Below are 22,172 nucleotides of genomic sequence, written 5' to 3' on the forward strand. Positions count from 1 at the left end.
CGCCGGCTCGGTATGGATTCCCGCGGATGCGGGAATGACGGGGCGATGGCCGGGAGATAACGGAGACAGCATGAAGAACAACAAAATACTATTTGCGCTATTCCTGATCTACTTTGTTTTCGCCATCCTGCTCAACAGCGTGGGCACGGTGATCCTGCAGGTGATCAGCAACTACGGCGTGAGCAAGTCCGCCGCCAGCGTGCTGGAAGGCTTCAAGGATTTGCCGATCGCGGTGGTATCCTTTCTGGTGGCGTCGTTCCTGCCGCGCGTGGGCTACAAGAAGGCCATGCTGATTGGCCTGGCCATCGTCACCTTCGCCTGCGTGGCCATGCCGCTGCTGCCGTCGTTTGCCACCACCAAGGCGCTGTTCTTCTGCGTCGGCGTGTCGTTCGCGCTGGTGAAGGTGTCGGTCTACTCGACGCTGGGCCTGATCACCGCCGACCGCAAGCAGCACGCCAGCACCATGAATTTGCTGGAGGGCTTCTTCATGCTCGGCGTGTTGAGCGCCTACTGGGTGTTCGGCTACTTCATCGACTCGCACAATCCGCAATCGCAAAGCTGGCTGCAAACCTACTGGGTACTGGCGGTGCTGTGCGCGGCGACCTTCCTGCTGATTCTGTCGACGCCGTTTAACGAAGCGCCGGCGGCGCTGCCGGAAAATCGCGGCATCGCGCAGGACTTCGCGTCCATGCTCAAACTGTTCATCAAGCCGCTGGTGTGCGTGTTCATCATCACCGCCTTCCTGTATGTGCTGATCGAGCAAAGCATCGGCACCTGGCTGCCGACGTTTAACAACGAAATCCTCAAGCTGCCGGCAGCCATGAGCGTGGAGGTGACCAGCATCTTCGCCGCCTGTCTGGCCGTTGGACGGCTGTCGGCCGGCGTGTTGATGCGCAAATTGAACTGGTATCCGGTGATGAACGGCTGCGTGCTGGGCATGGGCGCCACGGTGCTGCTGGCGCTGCCGCTGACGCACGACGTGGTGGCCGATCCGGGCATCACTTGGGCCACCGCGCCGCTGGCGACCTTTTTGTTCCCGCTGATTGGCCTGTTCATGGCGCCGATTTACCCTGGCATCAACTCGGTGATGCTCAGCTCTTTGCCGAAGAACCAGCACTCGGCCATGACCGGCCTGCTGGTGATTTTTTCGGCGTTGGGAGGCACCACCGGTTCGCTGATTACTGGTTACGTGTTCGGTAACTTCAGCGGTCACTTTGCGTTTTATCTGACGCTGGTGCCGATCACGATTGTGCTGGTGATGTTGTATTTCTTTAAAAAGGCAGTCGATCACGGTGGCGGCGGGTTCGATGCAAACGCTATAATCAGCAGTCAACATTGAACTTTAGGCCATGAACCTCGCTCGTCTCGCAAATCACCTTGGCATGTCCAAGACGACGGTGAGCCGGGCGTTAAACGGTTACCCCGAAGTCAATGTGCGGACCCGCGAGCGCGTGCTGAAGGCGGCCAAGGAAGTCGGCTACCAGCCGAATCCGATGGCGCGCTCGCTGGCGCTGGGCCGCACCAATGTGTTCGGCATCATCTATCCGCTGCTGCCGACGGACCTCGGCGATCCGATGTTCCTCGACGTGGTGGCGGGCATGTCGGCCGCGCTGGAAGCAGTCAACAAGAACCTGATCATCGCGCCGGTGTCGCCGGCGGCGGAGCAGCCGTCGTACCAGCAGATTGTGCGTGGGCGGCGGGTCGATGGCCTGGTGGTGGGCCGCACGCTGGTGCGCGACGAGCGCATCGCGTTTCTCAGCAAAGCCAAATTCCCGTTTGTCGCGCATGGCCGCACGGACTTGAATGTGCCGTATGCGTGGTTCGACTATGACAACGAGGCCGGCGTGCGCATCGCGGTGGAGCGCCTGCTGGGATTGGGCCATCAGCGAGTGGCGCTCATCAGCGCGCCGCTGGAATTGAACTTTGCGCGGCAGCGCAAGGACAGCTTTGTCACCGCGCTGGCGATGGCGGGCCTGGCGGCCGATCCGCGCTACCTGATCGATAACACGCTGGATCGCCGCAGCGGCTACCAGGCCATGCAGCAGCTGCTGGCCTGCTCGCCGCGGCCGACGGCGGTCATCGTCGACAATCATCTGTCCGGCGTCGGCGCGGTGCGTGCTTTGCTGGATGCGGGCGTGGAGATCGGCAAGGAGATGTCGGTCATCGTCTGGGGCAGCATGGCCGACACGCTGGCGGGCGCCCACGTCACCACCATCGACCAACCCGACCCGCGCCAGGCCGGCGGCCGCATGGTCGAGATGCTGCTGTCCCTGATCGACGGCACCCCCGCCAGCGACCTGCACGAACTCTGGCAGCCCATCCTGCTGGAAGGCGCTACCGTCGGCCCGGTCACGGAACGCCGGATCTGAACTGTATTTTTTGCAGAGCTTGCCTCGGACGCAGTATGGGAATGTTGTAGTAGCGATTTAGAATTATGAGGTCTTTATCGCCAGTGACAATGGCGGATGCCTGGGCTGCGAGAGCGCAAGCAAGAACGATGTCATCCTTTGGATCTCTGGCAATTTGAGGATACGGACGCGGAACTGTTATTCGACAAGAGACCTGTTCGAACTTTTGCCTCAGCTCGTCGGGTCGTCGTTGCATTATTGTAAGTCTAGACGCAATTTTTTTACGACGTAGTACTGCCTCCAGCTCGTCTAAGAGTTCAATGGACGTGTAGATTTCGAAGCGGTTCCCGCGTGCGGCCTGTAACAGTTCATATGGGACACCTCGCGCTATGAGTGCTGACACAATCACGTTCGTATCAATTACTAGTCGCATTTTGCTCAGCCCTCGCTGCGCGCACCTCCGCTACGACTTCCTCTTCACTCATAGGCACTATTCCTGCGGCCTCTAGTTCGGGGGCAATACTCAAAAAGCTTTCGAATGCCGTTTTCCGGATTTCGTTGCGCAAAATTGTTTCCAGCCGCGTGCTTTCTAACAGGCCGAATTCGGTCGCATCCTTTACCAGATCGTCTGGAAGCGATAGCTGTATCGTTACCATGATTGCTCCCGGTTGAACTATTCAATCAGTATAAGCAGCAGGATGCGAAAACATAGGGGATATGTTTGATGTGCCTCAGTTCTCCAGCAATTGATAAGGTAGAGTGGCGGTATCGCCACTTCTACGGGCTTGCGCATGAAACCTCTTCTGGCTTATGGCTCCATTTTGCTGCTGCTGGGCGGCTGTGCGAGCGTGCCGTCTGTGCGCACGGTGCAGGTGCTGGAAAATACCGGTACCGAGTTTCCGACCATGTGCATGCTGTTGCAGTCGGACGGCAGCCTGCAGTTCAAGGGCGGATTCGATTTTTATAATCCGAGCAGCTGGCGCCGCCAGGGCGATGTGCTGGTCATTACCGTCGGCGGTAAATCGCCGTTCCCTGCGGACCTGTACAAGGAACAGCTGCCTAAACGCGTCGGCGGTCTGACCGGTTACAACGCACAGCGTCGCGAAATTACCTACCGTTTCGGTGCAGCAGCCGAATATATCAGCTTCGATAACTTTTACTTCTATCGCGCCGAACGCTGTCACGCTCAGTAAATCTGCTGCTGAATCGCGGTCGCCTCGATTTCAAACAGCATGCCGTCCAGTGCCAGTCGGGGCACGGGAATCAATGTGCAAGCCGGCGCCGGATGATCGCTCCACAGCGCGCGCAAGGCCTTGCTGAAGATGGCGAGACGCGCCTCGCTATGATCCACAATCAACGCCGTCACCTTGGATACCTCGGTATGCGCGGCGCCCGCAGCGGCCAGCGCGGGCGCATCAAGACGCTGACGCAGCTGCGCGATCAGCTGGACGGCTGCATCGGTTGCGGATGCCTGTCACTGAAAGCCTGCCCGCTGCGCAATGTGGATGATGCGATGGCGCAGCAAGGCGCCGGTCCGCATTTCGACTAGTTGCATTATTTTTTCTACAGGATTAGTATTTACACACCGTTGACCGGAGTAGTCTGCACTGCCAACGGATGACCAGCGCGAACTCGGTTCCCTCAACCCTCTTCGCAATGGCGGCAGGTACGCAAGGTGCCTGCATGTTGATTCGTCCCACACATAACACTTCTTCGATTGCTACGTGCAAGGCACGTGCACGTGGGTACGGATCATCGCGAGCTGTCAGTGAATTTCACCATTGGAGACAACCATGAAATATCCACTACTCGTTGCCGGCATCGTGCTGGCTTCATCCGCGCAAGCCGCTATCATCGACGCCAGGACGTTGACCGGCGCCAGCACGCCCTTGCAAACTGCGCAGTACGGGGTGCGCAACTATTCGGCGCCGGTGCTGGTCAACGGCTTGCACGATCCGGCCAGTTACGCGGCGGCGCCCAAGCTGCCGGCATGGCAGTTTGCCGCCGCCGATCCCACCGGCGGCGTGCTGACCTTCGAGCGCGATCCGGCGCCTGCCAGCGGCTGGCACGCGCAGTCGCGCAAAGGCGCAGTGCTGGTGACCGGCGGCGGCGCGGCCATCGCCAACCGCGTCTACACCGTGTACAACGGCCAGCAACTGGTGGCTGCGATCAATCAGGCGGGCAATGATCCGAAGATCATCCGCGTGATCGGCCATATCGATCTGCGCTGGAGCCAGAACAACACAGTGTTCCGCGAATACACCAGCTATTCGGACCAGAAGTACGGCGGCTCGATTGCGCTGCCGTCGAACACCACGCTGGTCGGCATCAACGACGCGCAGGGGCGCCCGGCGCGCATCACCGGCACCGCGCTGCTGATCGGCGGCGAGCTGCCGCTGACGGCCGGCGGCGATCCCGAGACGGACTTCAAGAAGTGGATTGCCGACGGCAAGGATGGTGAGGACTATCCTACCTGGACCCGCAATGTCATCGTGCGCAACCTGGTAATCGATACGCCATGGGACGTTAATCCAGAGGACTCGGACAACGCTTATGCCGACGGCCTGACGGTATCGCGCGGCCAGAATATCTACCTCGATCATCTGACCATCAGCGACGGTGATACACCGGATTCGCTGGCCACCGGCACCTACGACACGCGTCACGACGGCGCGCTGGATGTGGTGCGCGGCAGCGACTACGTCACCATCGCCAACAGCTACTTCGGCAAGCACCACAAGACTACGCTGGTGGGCAATGGCGATTCGGGCCGCGCGTGGAGCGACGAGGGACGTCTGCACGTCACCTTCAACGGCAACTGGTGGAATGGCGCAACCACGCGCCTGCCGCTGAACCGCTACGGCCAGGTCCACCTGTTCAACAACCTGATCACCGGCAGCACCTCGACCAAGGACACCGACGTCAAATTCGAAAGCGGCACCGATGCGCGCTACCGCTCCAACATGCTGCTGGAGAACCAGTACTACAACTTCACCGGCTTGAAGGTGATGGAGTTCTGCGGCAAGGCCATCAAAGGTAAAGACTTTATCGGCTTCCGCTCATCAGGCCACATCTTCACCAGCGACAAGTCGGGCACCAGCGCGGTGGATGGCCAATGCGGCTACGCCCTGCCGCCGGCCGCCAGCCTGTGGACGCCACCGTACGCCTACACGCTGCAAACCGCGACCGCAACGCTGACGGCTGTCCCGGCCAACGCCGGCGCGGGCAAGCTCCAGTAGCATTTCACGGCCCGGCAATGCGCCGGGCCGTCTTCACCTCGGATTACATATTGCGGCGGTACTGGCCGCCGACTTCAAACAGCGCGGTGGTGATCTGGCCGAGGGAGCAGACGCGCACGGCGTCCATCAGCTTGTCGAACACGTTGGCATTGTCGATGGCGGCTTGCTGTAACGCGGCCAGCGCTTGCGGCGCTTCGCCGGCGTGGCGTGTGTGGAAGTCTTCCAGACGCTTGAGCTGCGATTGCTTTTCGTCGTCGGTGGAGCGGGCCAGTTCGATCTGCACCGGCGCTTCAACGCTCTTCGGATTGCGGAAGGTGTTGACGCCGATGATGGGCAGCGTGCCGTCGTGCTTCTGGTGCTCGTACAGCATCGACTCTTCCTGGATCTTGCCGCGCTGGTAGCCGGTTTCCATCGCACCCAGCACGCCGCCACGTTCGGCGATGCGCTCGAATTCCTGCAGCACCGCTTCTTCCACCATGTCGGTCAGTTCGTCCATGATGAATGAGCCCTGGTTCGGATTCTCGTTCTTGGCCAGGCCCCATTCGCGGTTGATGATCAATTGAATTGCCAATGCCCTGCGCACCGATTCGTCGGTCGGCGTGGTGATGGCTTCATCGTAGGCGTTGGTGTGCAGCGAGTTGCAGTTGTCATAGATGGCGATCAGCGCCTGCAGCGTGGTGCGGATGTCGTTGAAGTCGATCTCCTGCGCGTGCAGCGAACGGCCGGAGGTCTGCACGTGGTACTTGAGTTTTTGGGAGCGGTCGTTGGCGCCGTATTTGTCGCGCATCGCCACCGCCCAGATACGGCGGGCGACGCGGCCGAGCACCGTGTATTCCGGGTCCATGCCGTTGGAGAAGAAGAACGACAGGTTGGGTGCGAAGTCGTCGATGTGCATGCCGCGCGCCAGATAGGCTTCCACAAACGTGAAGCCGTTCGACAGCGTGAACGCCAGTTGCGAGATCGGGTTCGCGCCTGCTTCGGCGATGTGGTAGCCGGAGATCGACACCGAGTAGAAGTTGCGCACCTGGTGGTGGACGAAGTATTCCTGGATGTCCCCCATCACCTTCAACGAGAACTCGGTTGAGAAGATGCAGGTGTTCTGGCCCTGGTCTTCCTTGAGGATGTCCGCCTGCACGGTGCCGCGCACGTTTTGCAGCACCCATTCCTTGATCTTGGCCGCTTCGTCGGCGCTCGGCTGGCGTTTGTTCTCTTCGACGAATTTGTCGATCTGCTGGTCGATGGCGGTGTTCATGAACATCGCCAGGATCGTCGGCGCCGGGCCGTTGATGGTCATCGACACCGAGGTGCTTGGGCTGCACAGGTTGAATCCGTCGTACAGTACCTTCATGTCGTCCAGGGTGGCGATCGACACGCCGGAGTTGCCGACTTTGCCGTAGATGTCCGGCCGCAGTGCGGGATCGGCGCCGTACAAAGTGACCGAATCGAACGCGGTCGACAGGCGCTTGGCGTCCATGCCAGTGGAGACCAGCTTGAAGCGGCGGTTGGTGCGGAAGGCGTCGCCCTCACCGGCGAACATACGGGTTGGATCTTCACCTTCGCGTTTGAAGGCGAACACGCCGGCGGTGAAGGGGAAGGAGCCGGGTACGTTTTCCAGCATCAGGAAGCGCAGGATTTCGCCGTGGTCTTCGTAGCGCGGCAGCGCGACCTTGCGGATGCGCGTGCCGGACAGCGTGTGCTGCACGAGGCGAGTGCGGATTTCCTTGTCGCGGATCTTCACCACGTAGTCGTCGCCGGCGTAGGCGGCTTGCATGTCGGGCCATTGCGCCAGCAGCTTTTTCGCGCCGCCGTCCATCTCGGCATCGCGTTCGGCGATCAGGTCGTCAAAGTCGGCCGATTTGTGGGCGATGGCCAGCATGCGTTTCGATTCGCTGAGCTGCTGGCGTTCGCGCGCCAGCGTGACCTGCTTGCGCGTGAAGCGATGGTAGCCGCGCACGGTGTCGGCAATCTCCGCCAGGTAGCGCGCGCGGGCCGGCGGCACGATCACGTGCTTGCCGCTGGAATGACGCACGTCCATCGCCAGCAGCTTGCCTGCCTGCGCCTTCAGACCGAATTGCGCCAGCTTGGGCAGCAGGCCTTGATACAGCGCGGTGACGCCGTCGTCGTTGAAGCGCGAAGCTTGCGTGCCGTAGACCGGCATTTCTTCGGGACGCTTGCTCCACAGTTCGCGGTTGCGCTGGTACTGCTTGGCGACGTCGCGCAGCGCGTCCTGCGCGCCTTTGCGGTCAAACTTGTTGATGGCGATGAAGTCGGCGAAATCGAGCATGTCGATTTTTTCCAGCTGCGAGGCGGCGCCGAATTCCGGCGTCATCACGTACATCGACACGTCCACATGTGGCACGATGGCGGCGTCGCCCTGGCCGATGCCGGAGGTTTCGACGATCACCAGATCGAAGCCGGCGACCTTGCAGGCGGCGATGACGTCGGGCAGCGCTTGCGAAATCTCGGAGCCGGCTTCGCGCGTGGCAAGGGACCGCATGAATACATGCGACTGGCCGGCCCACGGATTGATGGCGTTCATGCGGATGCGGTCGCCCAGCAGCGCACCGCCGGATTTGCGGCGCGATGGATCGATGGAGATGACGGCGATGTTCAGCATATCGCCCTGGTCGAGGCGGATGCGGCGTATCAGTTCATCGGTCAGCGAGGATTTACCGGCGCCGCCGGTGCCGGTGATGCCGAGCGTCGGCACCGGCAGGTCTGCGGCAGCGGCCAGCAGTTCGGCGCGCAGCGCTGGCGCGGCTTTTTCGTTTTCGAGTGCGGTGATCAGCTGCGCCAGCGGGCGGTGACGGCCGGCGACGTCCGCGCCTTCACGCAGCGGCGCCAGCGAGGTAGGGGAGTATTGCGACAGATCGATGTCGCACTGCTGCACCATCCACTGGATCATGCCGACGAGGCCCATGCGCTGGCCGTCTTCGGGGCTGAAGATTTTGGTAACGCCATACGCGTGCAGCTCTTCGATCTCGCTCGGAACGATGACGCCGCCGCCGCCGCCGAATACCTTGATGTGCGCGCCGCCGCGCTGGCGCAGCAGGTCGATCATGTATTTGAAGTATTCGACGTGGCCGCCCTGGTAGCTGGAGATGGCGATGCCTTGCACGTCTTCCGCCAGCGCGGCGGTGACCACTTCGTCCACCGAGCGGTTATGGCCGAGGTGGACGACTTCTACGCCGTTCGATTGCAGGATGCGGCGCATGATGTTGATCGAAGCATCGTGGCCGTCGAACAGCGAGGCGGCGGTGACGAAGCGAACTTTGTTCTGCACACGCGGCTCGTCCGCGACGGCCGCGAGTTTCGGAGTCGAGAGATCGTTCATTGGTGTCCCTAATAATATTTTTTATCGATTATATGACGTTTACGTTAACGTCAAGCTGCTCGTTGATGGCTGAATTGTGTCAACAGGCGGGCCTTCTCGGTACGGAAGGTGGCGACCGCAGCCTCCTTCACATGGCCGAAGCCGCGCACTTTTTCCGGCAGCGCTGCCAGTTCGACCGCCGTCGGGTGGTTGTCCGCGTTCAGTTGGCCGATCAACGCCGTCACCATGTCGCGATATTCGCCGATCAGCGCACGCTCCATCCTGCGTTCTTCGGTGTAGCCGAAGATGTCGAAGGCGCCCCCGCGCAGGCCTTTGAATTTGGCCAGCATCTTGAAAGCGCTCCACATCCACGAACCAAATTCCGCCTTCACCAGATGGCCCTTGGCGTCCTTCTTCGCCAACAGCGGCGGCGCCAGGTTGAACTTGACGCTGAAATTGCCCTCGAACTGCTGCTGCAGTTGTTCGACAAAGCGGCCATCGGTGTACAGGCGCGCCACTTCGTATTCGTCCTTATAGGCCATCAGCTTGAAGTAGGACTTGGCGACGGCGCTGGACAGCTTGTTGCCGAGGCCGAGCGCGGTCTCTTTTGCGCGCACCTGCGCCACCAGCTCCGAATAGGTGCTGGCGTAGGCGGCGTTCTGGTACGCGGTGAGGAACTCCATGCGCTTGGCGATGATGCTGTCCAGGCTTTGTGGCATTTGCAGCACGATAGGCTGCGACGGCGTGGCGGTGCGTTCGACGCGTTTCAGGTCCACGGCGGCGCGTCGACCCCACAGAAGGCTCTTCTTGTTCGACGCTACCGCCACGCCATTCAGCTCAATCGCGCGCAGCAGCGATTCTTCTTTCAGCGGGATGCGGCCGCGTTGCCAGGCGTAGCCCAGCATGAACAGGTTGGCGGCAATCGAGTCGCCCATCAACGCGGTGGCGAGCTTGGTGGCGTCGATGAAATCGGCGGCGCCTTCACCGACCGATTCCTCGATCAATGCGCGCACCTCGGCGGCGGGATATTCCCAGTCGGCGTTCTGCGCGAAGGTGCCGGGCGGCTGTTCGTGCAGGTTGACGATGGCCAGCGTGCGTCCGGGACGCATCTTCGAGACCGCATCGGCGGCGCCGGCGGTCAGCATGTCGCAGCCGAGGACTACGTCGGCTTCGCCGGTGGCGATGCGCTGCGCGCGCAGGTGCGACGGCGTGCGCGCGATCTTCACGTGCGAGGTGACCGAGCCGTTTTTCTGCGACATGCCGGTCATGTCCAGCACCGAGGCGCCTTTGCCTTCGATGTGCGCGGCCATGCCCATCAGCGCGCCGACGGTGATCACGCCGGTTCCGCCGATGCCGTTGATCAGGATGTTGTACGGGTGTTCGCAGTCCGGCAGCGTTGGCGCTGGCAGTTCATCCCAGCCGTCATCGCTGGACGTAGCGCCGGCTTTGGATTTCTTCAGCGCGCCGCCTTCCACCGTAACGAAGCTCGGGCAGAAACCCTTCACGCACGAGTAGTCCTTGTTGCAGGACGACTGGTCGATGGTGCGCTTGCGGCCGAATTCCGTTTCCTTCGGCAGGATAGAGACGCAGTTGGATTGAATACCGCAGTCGCCGCAGCCTTCGCACACCGCTTCGTTAATCACCATGCGCTTGGCGATGTCCGGATAAGCGCCGGTTTTGCGGCGGCGGCGCTTTTCAGCAGCGCAGGTCTGGTCGTAGATCAACACCGACACGCCGGCCACTTCGCGCAGTTCGCGCTGCACCGCGTCCATATCCTTGCGGTCGTGCAGCGATACATTGGACGGCAGCGCCGAACGGTCGCTGTAGCGCGACAGGTCTTCCGTCACCAGCGCGATGCGTTTGACGCCTTCGGCCGCCATCTGCTGCGCAATCATCGGCACCGAGGTCTGGCCGTCCACCGGCTGGCCGCCGGTCATGGCGACGGCGTCGTTATACAAAATCTTATAGGTCATGTTGACCTTGGCCGCCACCGCCGCGCGAATCGCCAGGTAGCCGGAGTGGAAGTAGGTGCCGTCGCCGAGATTCTGGAACACGTGCGGAATCTTGGAGAACGCGGCCTGGCCGATCCAAGGCGCGCCTTCGCCGCCCATGTGCGTGGTCAGCTTGTTGAATTCCGGGTAGATCGAAGTGGCCATCACGTGGCAGCCGATGCCGGCCAGCGCGAACGAACCATCCGGCACCTTGGTCGAGGTGTTGTGCGGGCATCCGGAGCAGTAGAAGGCCGGGCGGAATGGCGTGTTGATGGCCTTCTTCAGCACCGCGTCCTTGGCGTCGAGGAAGGTCAGGCGCGCCTTGATCTGGTCGTGGATATTGGCGTCGCTGATGTAACGCGCCACGCGGCTGGCGATCACGCGCGCCACTTGCGACACCGAGAAGTCGGCCTTCGGCGGCAGCAGCCATTCGCCGCGCGGCGCGACCCATTCGCCCTTGTCGTCGAATTTGCCGACCACGCGCGGCCGCACGTCGTCGCGCCAGTTGTACAGCTGTTCCTTCAACTGGTATTCGACGAACTGGCGCTTCTCTTCGACCACCAGGATTTCGTCTAGGCCCTGCGCGAACTCGCGCACGCTGTCCGGTTCCAGCGGCCATGGCATGGCGACCTTGAACAGGCGCAGGCCGACCTTGGCGGCCATGGCTTCATCGATGCCCAGTTCTTCCAGCGCTTCCAGCACATCCAGATAGGATTTGCCGGAGGCGATGATACCCAGCTTGGCGTCTGGTGAATCGATGGTGGTGTGATTCAGTTTGTTCTCGCGCGCATAGGCCAGCGCGGCGTAGATTTTGTAGTCCTGCATCAGCGCTTCCTGATTGCGCGCCTGCTGGCCCAGTGGCACGGACGACAGGCGGGCATTCAGGCCGCCGGCCGGCATGACGAAGTCCTTCGGCATCCTGGTCTCGACGCGGAATGGATCGGCGTCGATCGAGGCGGACGATTCCACCGTGTCGGCCAGCGCCTTGAAGGCCACCGCGCAGCCGGAGAAGCGCGACATGGCCCAGCCATGGATGCCGAGGTCCAGATACTCCTGCACGTTGCAAGGGTAGAGCACCGGCACCATGCAGGCCGAGAAGATGTGGTCGGACTGGTGTGGCAGCGTGGACGAATACGCGCCGTGGTCGTCACCCGCCACCAGCAGCACGCCGCCGTGCCTGGCGGTGCCGGCGTGGTTCATGTGCTTGAAGACGTCGCCGCAGCGGTCCACGCCCGGCCCTTTGCCGTACCACATGGCGAACACGCCGTCGTATTTCGATTCGCCAATCAGGTCGACCTGCTGCGAGCCCCAAACGGCGGTCGCGGCCAGATCCTCGTTAACGCCGGGCACGAACTGCACGTTGTGCGCTTCCAGATGCGGCTTGGCCTTCCACAGGTTTTCGTCCAGACCGCCCAGCGGCGAGCCGCGGTAGCCGGAGATGAAGCCGGCGGTGTTCAGCCCGGCGGTCTTGTCGCGCGCATGCTGGATCATCGGCAGGCGCACCAGCGCCTGGATGCCGGACAGGAAGATTTTGCCGTTGGTGGAAGTGTACTTGTCGTCGAGGCTCACGGACGTGAGGGTGCTGGCGCCGTCTGGCATGGTGGTGTCTCCGTTTTTGGTATCAGATCGCGCTTGGACTGGAGGACGCCGGGTAAGCGGGCCAGGCACAAGCCATGGTGCCGCATTGTTAGCGGCTTGGTCCCAGTATGGGCGCGCGTTGACGTATACGGAAATACCGTTTGCCGATGGGGGTATAAGAATAACTTATAGGGGTGTGGCTCCGGGCCATAGCCCCTCCACGCACAGCTTTTCGCTGACCTGGCGCACCAATCGGCTGATGGCGGTGGCCGCATTGGTCAGTGGGATGTTGCGGGAATAACACAGTACGACGGTGCGGGAAATTGATGGTTGGTCGATGCGTTGCGCGCGTAAAGTGCCGCGTTGCAGTTCGTCCAGGACAGGCGCCGATGGCAGCAGCGTCGCCCCCATGTCCGCCAGCAAGGCGGATTTGAGGATGGCGATGGAATTGATTTCGATCACGTCGCCAACCGTCAGGCCCGCGGCGCGCGCCACGCTCTCGATGCGCGGCCGCACGCCATGTTGCAAGCCCGGCAGGATCAGCGTGGTGGCCAGCGCCTGTCGCAATGTAAGTGATTGCTCACCTTCGCCGTACGGCCGGTCGGTGCGGCAGATGAAGCGCAGTTCTTCCTCCGCCAGCGGCGTGGTGGCGAACTGGCCGAGCTGGCCATCGTCAAACAGCACGGCCAGGTTGAGGCGGCCGGATTTGAGCTGGTCGCCCAGGTTGCCGGTCAGCTCTTCGGTCAGTTGCAGCGTGATTTCCGGGTACTGGGCACGGGTGGCGGTCAGCAGCGGCAGCGCCAGCGCACCGGAGATGCTGTGCGGCAGGCCCAGCGTGACGGCGCCGCTGGGCCGCTCGGCCGATTGCGCCACGGCGGAACGGGCGTCTGCCACCTGCTTGAGGATGGCCTGGGCGTGCTCGTAGAACACCTTGCCGGCATCGGTGCTGAGCACCCCTTGGGCGGAACGGTGCAGCAATTGCACCCCCAGGTCCTCTTCCAGCTGGCGTAACTGCTGGGTCAGCGCGGGCTGGGCGACGTGCAGGATCAGCGCCGCCCGGGACAACGATCCGTGGTCGACGATGGCAACAAAATAGCGCAGCTGACGTAATTCCATACCAATAAGTAAAGGTGAGAGACTTGCTCAAAAGTAGTTGTAGTTGTAAATTTGATCCCCGCAGGAAACACAGTTTGTTATACTGCTTGCATCGTGGGTCGTCATTCAGCCCCTATTCTGACGGGTATACGCATGTTAAAGAAAGTCGATTCTTCTCAGCTGAAAGTGGGCATGTATATTCATGACCTGAGCTGCGACTGGATGACCCATCCGTTCGTGCGCAACCGCTTTCTGATTACCACCCACGATGAAATCCGCAAGATCCTCAATGCCGGCATCCACGACGTTGTCATAGACAGTGCCAAGGGCCTGGATGTGCAGGATGCGCCGTCGCTGGCCGAAGCGCAAGCCGCCACCGAACGCGAAATCGTTGAAATCGTCGCCAAGGCGCCGGTGCAGACCCGGGTGTCGCTGGGCGAGGAGATGCAGCGGGCGGTGCAGATCCGCCACCAGGCGTCAACGCTGGTGCGTTCGGTGATGCAGGACGCCCGTCTCGGCAAGGCGATCGAGCTGGACCAGGTGCAGCCGGTGGTGCAGAACATCACCGAGTCGATCCTGCGCAATCCCGGCGCGCTGGTCGGGCTGCTGCGGATCAAGAACAAGGACGATTACACCTTTTTGCATTCGGTCAGCGTATGCACGCTGCTGGTGGCGTTCTGCCGCTCGCGCAATATTGCGGCCGATGTTACCCATCAGGCCGGCCTGGGCGGGTTGTTGCATGATACCGGCAAGGCGCTGGTGCCGGACGCCATTCTCAATAAACCGGGGCCGCTGACCGACGAGGAATTCGCCATCATCAAGAAGCATCCAGAAGATGGCTACAAGATCCTGAAGCAAACGCCGGAGATCGGCCCGATTCCGCTGGATATCACGCTGCACCACCACGAGCGGCGCGACGGCAGCGGCTACCCTGGCAAGCAGGCCGAGGGCGAAATCAGCGAATTGGCGCAGATGGCCGCCATTGTCGACGTGTACGACGCCATTACGGCCGATCGCTGCTATCACAAGGGCATGTCGGCGGCGGCGGCGTTGCGCAAGATTTACGAGTGGAGCAAGTTCCACTTCAACCCCGGCTATGCGCAGGAATTCATGCGCTGCGTCGGAATTTATCCGGTGGGCACCATGGTGCTACTGGAGTCGGGACGCCTGGGGGTGGTGGTCGAGCCGCATGAGACCAATCTGCTGGCGCCCAAGGTCAACGTGTTCTTCCACACCAAGAAGAATGTCTACATCAAGCCGGAAACCGTGGATTTGTCGCGTGGACTGGGCTTTGGCGGCGGTGACAAAATCGTCGGCCACGAATCGCCGGCCAAGTGGAACGTGGACCCGATGCGCTTCCTCAGTGTGGCTTAAGCCTTAGAAAAATTCCGCCGTATCGTTGGACTCGATGGTCTGCAATAGGCCGCCGCTGACCAGCTCGTCGTAGTGGCAGACCAGGTTGCGACCGTGGCTCTTGGCGTAGTACAGCGCCTGGTCGGCATGGCCGAGAATGATCACCGGCGCTTCCAGCGCGCTGATGCTGACAAAGCCCACACTCACCGTCACCTTGCCTACTTGCGGGAAGTCATGCCCGGCTACGTTCATGCGGAAGCGTTCGATGATTTTCTTGGCGTCGTCCAGCGTGGCCGAGCGCAGCAGCACGACAAATTCTTCGCCGCCGAAACGGAACACCCGGTCTTGCGCGCGGAATGACGAGGTCAGCAGGTTGGCGATCAGGATCAGCACTTCATCGCCGTACAAATGGCCGAAACGGTCGTTTACATGCTTGAAATGGTCAACATCCACCACCGCCAGCCATTGCTTTTCTTCCTGGCGGTGGATGCGGCGCTCCGGCTCGCCCGGCAGCGTCAGCGCGTCCTGCTCGGTGCTGGCGGCCAGCATCTTGGATAGCTGGTCGTCGAAGGTCTTGCGATTGAGCAAGCCGGTCAGCGAATCGCGTTCGCTATAGTCGAGCAGGTTCTGGAAATTGCGGTAGACACTGACGATGCCGCCAATGACGTGGATGGTTTCCTTGGTGTACGGCGTCGGGTTGACGATTTCCAGGCAGGTGTCGGCTTTGTCGCCCAGCCAGATCGGCAGCCACAGCGTGTGCTCGTCGGCTTCGTTGGCGATGTCGGCGCCCGATTCGTGGCGCGCGATGCATTGCGCCAGCGCCGGGAAGCGGTCGATCGGATCGCCCGGATGCTGCTGGTCCGAGGTATCGACCATGCGCGCAGCTCCGCCTGCGCTGATGATGGCGCGTGGTCGGACAAATACCTTCCCCCTAACCGTGGCCAGCGTCAACACACGGACTTGGGTGGCGTGAGCAAGCTCCTGTACCGCCGAAATCACCGAGATGTCGAGCATCGTGTGATCGCGGTGACCGGTCATGTCCACCATGTGTTTCAGTAGGGAATCCATTTGCCTTTCCAAAAAACAGCTGGTCAGCATAATAGCTTTTTGCAATCAAGGCAATTCTTGTGTGCTAAAAAAAACCTACATAAATGAAGAATGAGACCTTTTTCCGACAATTGACTTCATCATAGACTAAAAAAGATTCCGCATGGAAAACTTGCGTAGTGTCAACTCTTATAAATTTGTGGTCCGTATAGTGGAACGCAATGGCACAGCACACCGCGCCAGAGGCTTTCATCAACCAACCCAGGAGTACGACATGAACTCGCTGATTGCAGTTGCAAAAGAGTTTGCGCGCGACGAGGACGGTATCACGGCAATTGAATACGGCTTGATCGCGGCGACCATGGTGGCCGCCGTGGTCGCCGCGTTCGGTTTCCTGACGCCGGCGCTGAGCGATGCGTTCCAGGCCATCGGTAACAAGATCAAGTCGCCGTAAGCAGTAGCAGGCTTTCCGGCAGCAGCCAGGCCGGAAAGTCTTTCCTTGGAGAAATCTCATGCTGAACGCAGTTGAAGTCATCCTGATCTGCCTGGTGACGCAGGCGGCGCTGACCGATCTGGCCATGCGCAAGATTCCCAACGTGCTGGTGCTGAGCGGTCTGCTGCTGGCGCTGCTGTTGCACCTGCTGGGCGGGCCGCCATGGGCGCCGCTGTCGCAATGGCTGGCCGGCATCCTCGCCGGTTTTTTTTTATTCCTGCCGCTCTACCTGCTGCGCGGCATGGCGGCCGGCGACGTCAAGCTGATGGCAATGGTGGGCGGTTTCACCGGGCCGTGGCTGGCGCTGCACATCGCCGTGCTGTCCTACCTGATCGGCGGCGTGATGGCGCTGGTGCTGTTGCTGGCCAGCGGCCGCTGGCGCGACAGCGCCCGTAATCTGTGGCAGATCTGCAAGCCGTTGCTGTTGCGCCTGCTCGGCGTGCCGCTGCAGCCGGTGCCCTTGGCGCCCACCGCCAGCGTCGGTGGCATTCCGTACGGCGTCGCGATTGCGCTCGGCACGGCCGGCATGCTGGCCTGGACCCATCACTGAACAGGGCTTGCTGCACGTCAATGTCCGAAGCGCAGGGCTGGATAGACTTAATTCCATGCCGAAATTAGTGCCTTGTGGAGATAACGATGCTTGCCCTGGAACCCCCATCCCCCTACACCCAGCTGCTCGATGCCGAGCCGGACGCACTGCTGCCGTCGCCGCCGAAATCGGTGCGCGATACGGGCCTGACGCAGCAGCTGATCGTGGAGCTGATCGCCAAGGCGCTGTACCAGGGCGGCAAAAGCCACCTGCCGGTGCTGACCACCAGGCTGCACCTGTCGATCAATGTGCTGCGCGAAGTGCTGGATTTCATGGTGGCCGAACACGTGGCGGAAGTGGCGTGGCGCGGCGAGTCGGACCTCGACGTGCAATACCAGCTGACCGGCGCCGGCAAGCAGCGCGCCGCCACGTGGCTGGAGCGCAGTCCCTACGCCGGGCCGGCGCCGGTCACGCTGGAGGCCTACCGCGCCATGGTCGAACGCCAGGCCAGGCAGCTGCCGCAGCCGTGCGCCGATGAACTGGCGGCCGAATTTGCCGACGACTTTTTGAAACCGGCGGTCCAGCGCATGCTGGGCGCGGCCATGCATGCGGGCCGCAGCGTGCTGTTGTACGGCCCTTCCGGCAGCGGCAAGTCGACGCTGGCGCGCCGCCTTGGCGCCTTGCAGCAAGGGCTGGTGGCGGTGCCGCACGCGCTGGTGGTGGGGCAGGACATCGTGCAGGTGTACGACGCAGCGGTGCACCGCGCACCGCTGGCGCGCCAGATGCGGCAGACGCCCGAACGTCGCAGCAGTGATGCACGCTGGGTGCTGTGCCAGCGTCCCGTGGTGGTGCTGGATGGCGCGCTGGACGCCGAGATGCTGGACCTGCAGCCGGATGCGGCCAACGGCTGCTACCGCGCGCCGCCGCAGCTGAAGGCCAACAACGGATTGCTGATCGTCGATGACCTGGGGCGCCAGCGCCTGCCGGCGGCCGAGCTGCTGAACCGCTTCGCGCAGGCGCAGGAGGCCGAACATGGCGTGCTGTCGCTGGCCGGCGGCTATCACTTCCAGGTGCCGTGCCGTCTGCGGCTGGTGTTCGCCACCAGCCTGCCGCCGTCGGCGTTGCTGGACGAGCCGGCGCTGCGCCGCGTCGGCTACAAGATTCCGGTGGAGGCGCTGAGCGCGGCCAATTACCGCACGCTGTTCCGCCAGCAGTGCCTGGCCATGGGCGTGGTGTACGACGAGGCGGGCCTGCGCTATCTGCTGGATGAATTGCACGCCGGCTGCGGCCTGCCGCTGCTGGCCTGCTATCCGCGCGAGATCATCGGCCGGGTGGCGGATTTCGCTGGCTACATGGGCGAGTCGGCGCGCATTTCCATCGCCACGCTGGACCAGGCCTGGATCAGCATGTTCGCCGGCGGTAGCGGCGCCACCGCCATGCGCGCGGCGGACGATGACGTCGGGATGCGGATAGCATGAAGAACCGGCGCGCACTGCTGATGATGGCGTTGGCCGTCGTGTTCGGGCTGGCGGCGGTAGCGCTGGCCTCGCGCTGGCTGCTGCGGCAGACGCCGGGCGGCTCGAACAAGATCGTGGTGGCGGCGCAGGACGTCAATCTCGGCCAGCGCCTGACGCCGGAGATGCTGAAGCAGATCGACTGGCCGGCCGACGCACTGCCACGCGGTGCGCTGCGCGACGGCAGCAAGCTGGTTGGCCGAGTGCTGAAAAACAGTGTGCTGCGCGACGAGCCTTTGAGTGAAGCCAAGCTGGCGCCGGCCGGCACGCTGGGCGGCCTGTCGGCGCTGATCGCCGAAGGCAAGCGCGCCATCACCGTGCGGGTCAACGATGTGGTGGGCGTGGCCGGTTTTGCCTTGCCGGGCAATTTTGTCGACATCATCGTCAACACGCAGGCCAATGACAGCGCCATCTCCAAGATTGTGCTGGAGCGGATCCTGGTGCTGGCCGTGGCGCAGGAAGTGGGACGCGACGAGACCAAGCCGCGCGTGGTCAACGCCGTCACGCTGGAGGTGACACCGGCGCAGGCAGAGAACCTGGATCTGGCGCGCAGCGTGGGCACCTTGTCGCTGGCGCTGCGCAATCAGGTCGATCCGCGTCCCGGCACCACGGACGGCGCGACCAAGGGCACGCTGCTTGGCATGCAGAAGCCTGCCACCACTGCGCCGTCCGCCGCGCCACCGGTACCGGTGACGGTGGCGGCCAGGCCGCGGGTACAGGTCGCAACAGCCGCGCCGCGCGCTTGCGTCGGTGTGATCGCGGGCGTGCATCGCACGCAGGAATGCCTGTGAGCGGGCCATGGACCTTCACCATCACGCATGGGCGCCGTTTGCCGCCGCGCTGACATTGGCCGGATCGGCGTGGGCTGCCGCGCCGTCGGCACCGCCGGCTGATGGCGCGGCGCTGCGCTGCACCGGCCAGTCGGCGCAGCCGGGCAGCCTGTCGCTGCAACTGGGGAAGTCCACCCTGATGCGCATGCCGGAAGCGGTGCAGGCGCGAAGCGTCGGCAACCCCGCCGTGCTGCAGGCGATGCTGGTGGCGCCGGATACGCTGTACGTGGTCGGCGTGGACATCGGCAGCAGCAATATGATTGTGCAAGGCCGCAGCGGCATGTGCAATGTGGTCGAAGTGGTGGTTGGTATCGACCCAACCGCCTTGCAGCAGGCTTTGGCCGCGCTGCTGCCGGATCAGAAGAACATTCAGGTCAGCGCCGCCGGCGATACGCTGGTCCTGAGCGGCACCGTCGATGACGCGCCAACCGTGGCGCGCGTGCTGGAACTGGCGGCCGCCTTCGTGCGCCGTCCGGCGCAGGCCCTGGAAGGTGCGCGGCGTGAGGGGGCGGATTCCAACGCCGCCACGCAAACGGCGAATGCCTCCGCCGCGCAGGCCAGCACGCGCATCGTCAATTTTCTCAACGTCGGCGCGCCGCAGCAGGTGATGCTGGAGGTGAAAATCGCCGAAGTCTCCAAGTCCCTGCTGGAAAAACTGGAGGCCAACGTCGCGCTCAACTTCGGCGGCGGCAGCTGGGCCGGTGCGCTCAATGCCAGCTTTGTCAGCGGCACGCTGAAAAGTCTGCTCAATATCGGCCGCGCCGGCGGCAACCGTGGCGCCATCGCCGCCGACAAGCAGGACGCGCTGGTGCGCATGCTGGCCGAGCCCACGGTGATGGCGATCAGCGGGCAGGAAGGCAGTTTTCTGGCCGGTGGCCGCATCTTTGTGCCGGTCGCGCAGGACAACAACAAGGTCACGCTGGAAGAAAAAGAATTCGGCGTCGGCCTGCGCTTTACGCCCACGGTGCTGGCGGGCGGCCGCATCAACCTGCGGGTGGCGCCGGAGGTCTCGGAGATTTCGCGCGAAGGCATCGGCATCACCGCCGCCGGCTTTTCCGGCGCCGCCATCCTGCCGCTGTTCACCACGCGCCGCGCCGCCACCACCGTCGAACTGTTCGACGGCCAGAGTTTCGCCATCGGCGGCCTGATTAAGAACAGCCAGACCAACAGCATCCACGGCCTGCCCATCCTGGGCGAGCTGCCGGTGCTGGGCGCGCTGTTCCGCAGCACCGACTTCCAGCAGGACCGCACCGAGCTGCTGTTTGTCGTCACACCCCACTTGGTGCAACCGCTGCCGGTCAACTACAAACTGCCGACCGACAGCGTCACTTCCCCCAGCCGCGCCAGGTTATTCCTCGGCGGCCAGCTGGAAGGTGCGCCGTCGGAGCAAGGCGCGGAACGCAAATAACCAGGGACTGACTATGCGCTATCTTTTGATCCTGCTGGCGGCAGGCACACTTTCCTCATGCGTCCAGACCACGCCGCAATGGGATGCCCGCTTTGGCCTCGACACGCGCACGACGCTGGCGCAGCAGATCGCCAATCCGGCTGCGGGCCGCAACCCCAATCCGGTGGCCGGCATGGACGGCCACAGCGCGCGCGGCGCCTACGAGCGCTATCAGAAAGCCAGCGGCGGGCAGCAGCCGTCCGTGATGAACGGCGGCCTGAAATGAAGGCGCTGATGATCAGCAAGGACAGCCTGCTGCACGCGGAGATTGCCGCGCAAGGTTCGGCGCGCATGCCGCCGGTGCAGCTGGTGGCTTCCCGCAACGGGCTGCGTGACGCGGTGGAGCGCCAGTTGCCGGAAGTCCCGGAGCTGGTGGTGCTGGACGCCAGCGACATCACTGCCGACGAAGGCGAACTGGTTGAGCGCCTGAGCAAACAGTATCCGTCCGCCACCTTCATGCTGCTGACGCGCGATCTGCAGCAGGACCTGCTGATACGCGCCATGCGTGCCGGCATGCGCGAGGTGCTGCCGCTGCCACTGGTGCACCGCGCCTTCCACGAAGCCATGGACCGCATCGAGGTGGCGGCCGGACTGAGTCCCGTCCGGGAAGGCAAGGTGCTGGCCTTCATCTCCTGCAAGGGCGGCAGCGGGGCGACTTTCTTGTCCACCAATTTTGGCTACGCGCTGGCCGCGCTGGCCGACAAGAAGGTGCTGCTGATCGATCTGCACGGCCAGTTTGGCGACGCCACGCTGTATGTCTCCGATCAGAAGCCGGCGATGACGCTGTCCGACATCTGCGCCCAGATCAGCCGCATGGACGGCGCCTTCCTTGATTCCTGCCTGGTGCACGTGGCCTCCAACTTCGGCGTGCTGGCGGCGGCGGATGATCCCAATCGCACGGTCGACATGAAGCCGGAACACATGGACACCATCCTGCGCATCGCCCGTCAGCATTACGACTTTGTGGTGCTGGACGTGGGCCGCCAGATCGACGCCATTTCGCTGCGCGCGCTGGACCAGGCGGACACCATCTACCCGGTGCTGCAACTGGCGCTGCCGGACATCCGCGACGGCCGCCGCCTGCTGGACATTTTCCGCTCGCTCGGCTACCCGAACGAGCGCACGCGCCTGATCGTCAACCGCTACGAAAAGGGCGGCAAGCTGCGGCTGACGGATCTGGAACAGGCGCTGGGCGCGGACGTGGTGCACACGGTGCCCAACGACTACCTGTCGGCGACCGATTCGGTCAACCAGGGCATACCGGTGCTGCAGCTTTCGCGCAGCAGCAATGTGGCGCGCAGCCTGGCGGAACTGGTGGAACTGGTGGCGTCGCGCCGCGTGGCGGAGAGCAAAGGCCTGTTCGACCGCATCTTTGGCCGTAACGATGGAGGATGA

The 22,172-nt window shown here is 62.8% G+C and carries 18 protein-coding genes and 2 pseudogenes; 13 read left to right on the top strand and 7 right to left on the bottom strand.

Annotated elements, in window-relative coordinates; genetic code table 11:
• The first annotated feature begins 70 nt into the window (after positions 1-70).
• Both GTP55_RS02275 and GTP55_RS02280 read left to right on the top strand, forming a co-directional pair.
• Positions 71-1,339, top strand: coding sequence for an MFS transporter (locus tag GTP55_RS02275; RefSeq protein ID WP_161043349.1), 1,269 nt, complete (start codon positions 71-73; stop codon positions 1,337-1,339).
• 10 nt (positions 1,340-1,349) lie between these two features.
• The gene (locus GTP55_RS02280; RefSeq protein WP_161043350.1) at positions 1,350-2,369 is read left to right on the top strand and encodes a substrate-binding domain-containing protein; all 1,020 of its coding nucleotides are present in this window, start codon (positions 1,350-1,352) and stop codon (positions 2,367-2,369) included.
• Here the strand turns inward: GTP55_RS02280 and GTP55_RS30325 are convergent.
• Positions 2,350-2,781, bottom strand: coding sequence for a putative toxin-antitoxin system toxin component, PIN family (locus tag GTP55_RS30325; protein WP_161043351.1), 432 nt, complete (start codon positions 2,779-2,781; stop codon positions 2,350-2,352). The genes GTP55_RS02280 and GTP55_RS30325 overlap by 20 nt on opposite strands.
• Positions 2,765-3,004, bottom strand: coding sequence for a hypothetical protein (locus tag GTP55_RS02290; protein ID WP_161043352.1), 240 nt, complete (start codon positions 3,002-3,004; stop codon positions 2,765-2,767). The genes GTP55_RS30325 and GTP55_RS02290 overlap by 17 nt, the downstream gene beginning before the upstream one ends.
• 135 nt (positions 3,005-3,139) lie before the next feature.
• Here GTP55_RS02290 and GTP55_RS02295 point away from each other — a divergent pair, with 135 nt between their 5' ends.
• Positions 3,140-3,541, top strand: coding sequence for a hypothetical protein (locus GTP55_RS02295; protein ID WP_161043353.1), 402 nt, complete (start codon positions 3,140-3,142; stop codon positions 3,539-3,541).
• Here GTP55_RS02295 and GTP55_RS02300 read toward each other — a convergent pair.
• A pseudogene (locus tag GTP55_RS02300) lies at positions 3,535-3,786 on the bottom strand (Rid family hydrolase); the annotation flags it as partial. The gene GTP55_RS02295 and the pseudogene GTP55_RS02300 sit on opposite strands and share 7 nt — an antisense overlap.
• Here GTP55_RS02300 and GTP55_RS02305 point away from each other — a divergent pair.
• Both GTP55_RS02305 and GTP55_RS02310 read left to right on the top strand, forming a co-directional pair.
• Positions 3,760-3,897: pseudogene (locus tag GTP55_RS02305) on the top strand (redox-sensitive transcriptional activator SoxR); the annotation flags it as partial. The pseudogenes GTP55_RS02300 and GTP55_RS02305 overlap by 27 nt on opposite strands.
• 244 nt (positions 3,898-4,141) lie before the next feature.
• Positions 4,142-5,587: a pectate lyase family protein gene (locus GTP55_RS02310; protein WP_161043354.1), complete on the top strand. Its 1,446-nt coding sequence runs from the start codon at positions 4,142-4,144 to the stop codon at positions 5,585-5,587.
• Positions 5,588-5,630: 43 nt separating this feature from the next.
• Here the strand turns inward: GTP55_RS02310 and icmF are convergent, their stop codons facing one another.
• From icmF to GTP55_RS02325, 3 genes are all read right to left on the bottom strand, one after another.
• Positions 5,631-8,921, bottom strand: a complete 3,291-nt coding sequence (gene icmF, locus GTP55_RS02315) for a fused isobutyryl-CoA mutase/GTPase IcmF (protein ID WP_161043355.1) — start codon at positions 8,919-8,921, stop codon at positions 5,631-5,633.
• A gap of 50 nt (positions 8,922-8,971) precedes the next feature.
• Complete coding sequence (locus GTP55_RS02320; RefSeq protein ID WP_161043356.1) at positions 8,972-12,490, bottom strand: indolepyruvate ferredoxin oxidoreductase family protein; 3,519 nt, start codon at positions 12,488-12,490, stop codon at positions 8,972-8,974.
• Between the two features lie 165 nt (positions 12,491-12,655).
• Positions 12,656-13,585: a LysR substrate-binding domain-containing protein gene (locus GTP55_RS02325; protein WP_161043357.1), complete on the bottom strand. Its 930-nt coding sequence runs from the start codon at positions 13,583-13,585 to the stop codon at positions 12,656-12,658.
• Between the two features lie 132 nt (positions 13,586-13,717).
• Between GTP55_RS02325 and GTP55_RS02330 the strand changes: the two genes are divergently transcribed.
• Complete coding sequence (locus GTP55_RS02330; protein WP_161043358.1) at positions 13,718-14,938, top strand: HD-GYP domain-containing protein; 1,221 nt, start codon at positions 13,718-13,720, stop codon at positions 14,936-14,938.
• 3 nt (positions 14,939-14,941) lie between these two features.
• On the opposite strand, the gene GTP55_RS02335 is transcribed toward GTP55_RS02330, so the two are convergent.
• The gene (locus tag GTP55_RS02335; protein WP_161043359.1) at positions 14,942-15,985 is read right to left on the bottom strand and encodes a GGDEF domain-containing protein; all 1,044 of its coding nucleotides are present in this window, start codon (positions 15,983-15,985) and stop codon (positions 14,942-14,944) included.
• A gap of 253 nt (positions 15,986-16,238) precedes the next feature.
• Between GTP55_RS02335 and GTP55_RS02340 the strand changes: the two genes are divergently transcribed.
• The 7 genes from GTP55_RS02340 to GTP55_RS02370 all read left to right on the top strand — a co-directional run bounded on the left by GTP55_RS02340 (position 16,239) and on the right by GTP55_RS02370 (position 22,172).
• The gene (locus tag GTP55_RS02340; protein ID WP_161043360.1) at positions 16,239-16,418 is read left to right on the top strand and encodes a Flp family type IVb pilin; all 180 of its coding nucleotides are present in this window, start codon (positions 16,239-16,241) and stop codon (positions 16,416-16,418) included.
• A 58-nt stretch (positions 16,419-16,476) separates the two neighbouring features.
• Positions 16,477-17,007 carry an A24 family peptidase gene (locus GTP55_RS02345; protein WP_161043361.1) on the top strand — a complete coding sequence of 177 codons (531 nt, stop codon included), beginning with the start codon at positions 16,477-16,479 and terminating at the stop codon, positions 17,005-17,007.
• Between the two features lie 86 nt (positions 17,008-17,093).
• Positions 17,094-18,464, top strand: a complete 1,371-nt coding sequence (locus GTP55_RS02350) for a DUF8689 domain-containing protein (RefSeq protein WP_229257698.1) — start codon at positions 17,094-17,096, stop codon at positions 18,462-18,464.
• Positions 18,461-19,291 (top strand): Flp pilus assembly protein CpaB, encoded by an 831-nt coding sequence (cpaB, locus tag GTP55_RS02355; protein WP_161043362.1) that lies wholly within the window; start codon positions 18,461-18,463, stop codon positions 19,289-19,291. The genes GTP55_RS02350 and cpaB overlap by 4 nt, the downstream gene beginning before the upstream one ends.
• Before the next feature lie 7 nt (positions 19,292-19,298).
• Positions 19,299-20,738: a type II and III secretion system protein family protein gene (locus GTP55_RS02360; protein ID WP_161043363.1), complete on the top strand. Its 1,440-nt coding sequence runs from the start codon at positions 19,299-19,301 to the stop codon at positions 20,736-20,738.
• 13 nt (positions 20,739-20,751) lie between these two features.
• Complete coding sequence (locus tag GTP55_RS02365) at positions 20,752-21,003, top strand: hypothetical protein (protein WP_161043364.1); 252 nt, start codon at positions 20,752-20,754, stop codon at positions 21,001-21,003.
• Positions 21,000-22,172: a CpaE/TadZ family protein gene (locus GTP55_RS02370; RefSeq protein ID WP_161043365.1), complete on the top strand. Its 1,173-nt coding sequence runs from the start codon at positions 21,000-21,002 to the stop codon at positions 22,170-22,172. The genes GTP55_RS02365 and GTP55_RS02370 overlap by 4 nt, the downstream gene beginning before the upstream one ends.

The sequence above is a fragment of the Duganella margarita genome, from assembly GCF_009857535.1.
GTDB lineage: Bacteria > Pseudomonadota > Gammaproteobacteria > Burkholderiales > Burkholderiaceae_D > Rugamonas > Rugamonas margarita.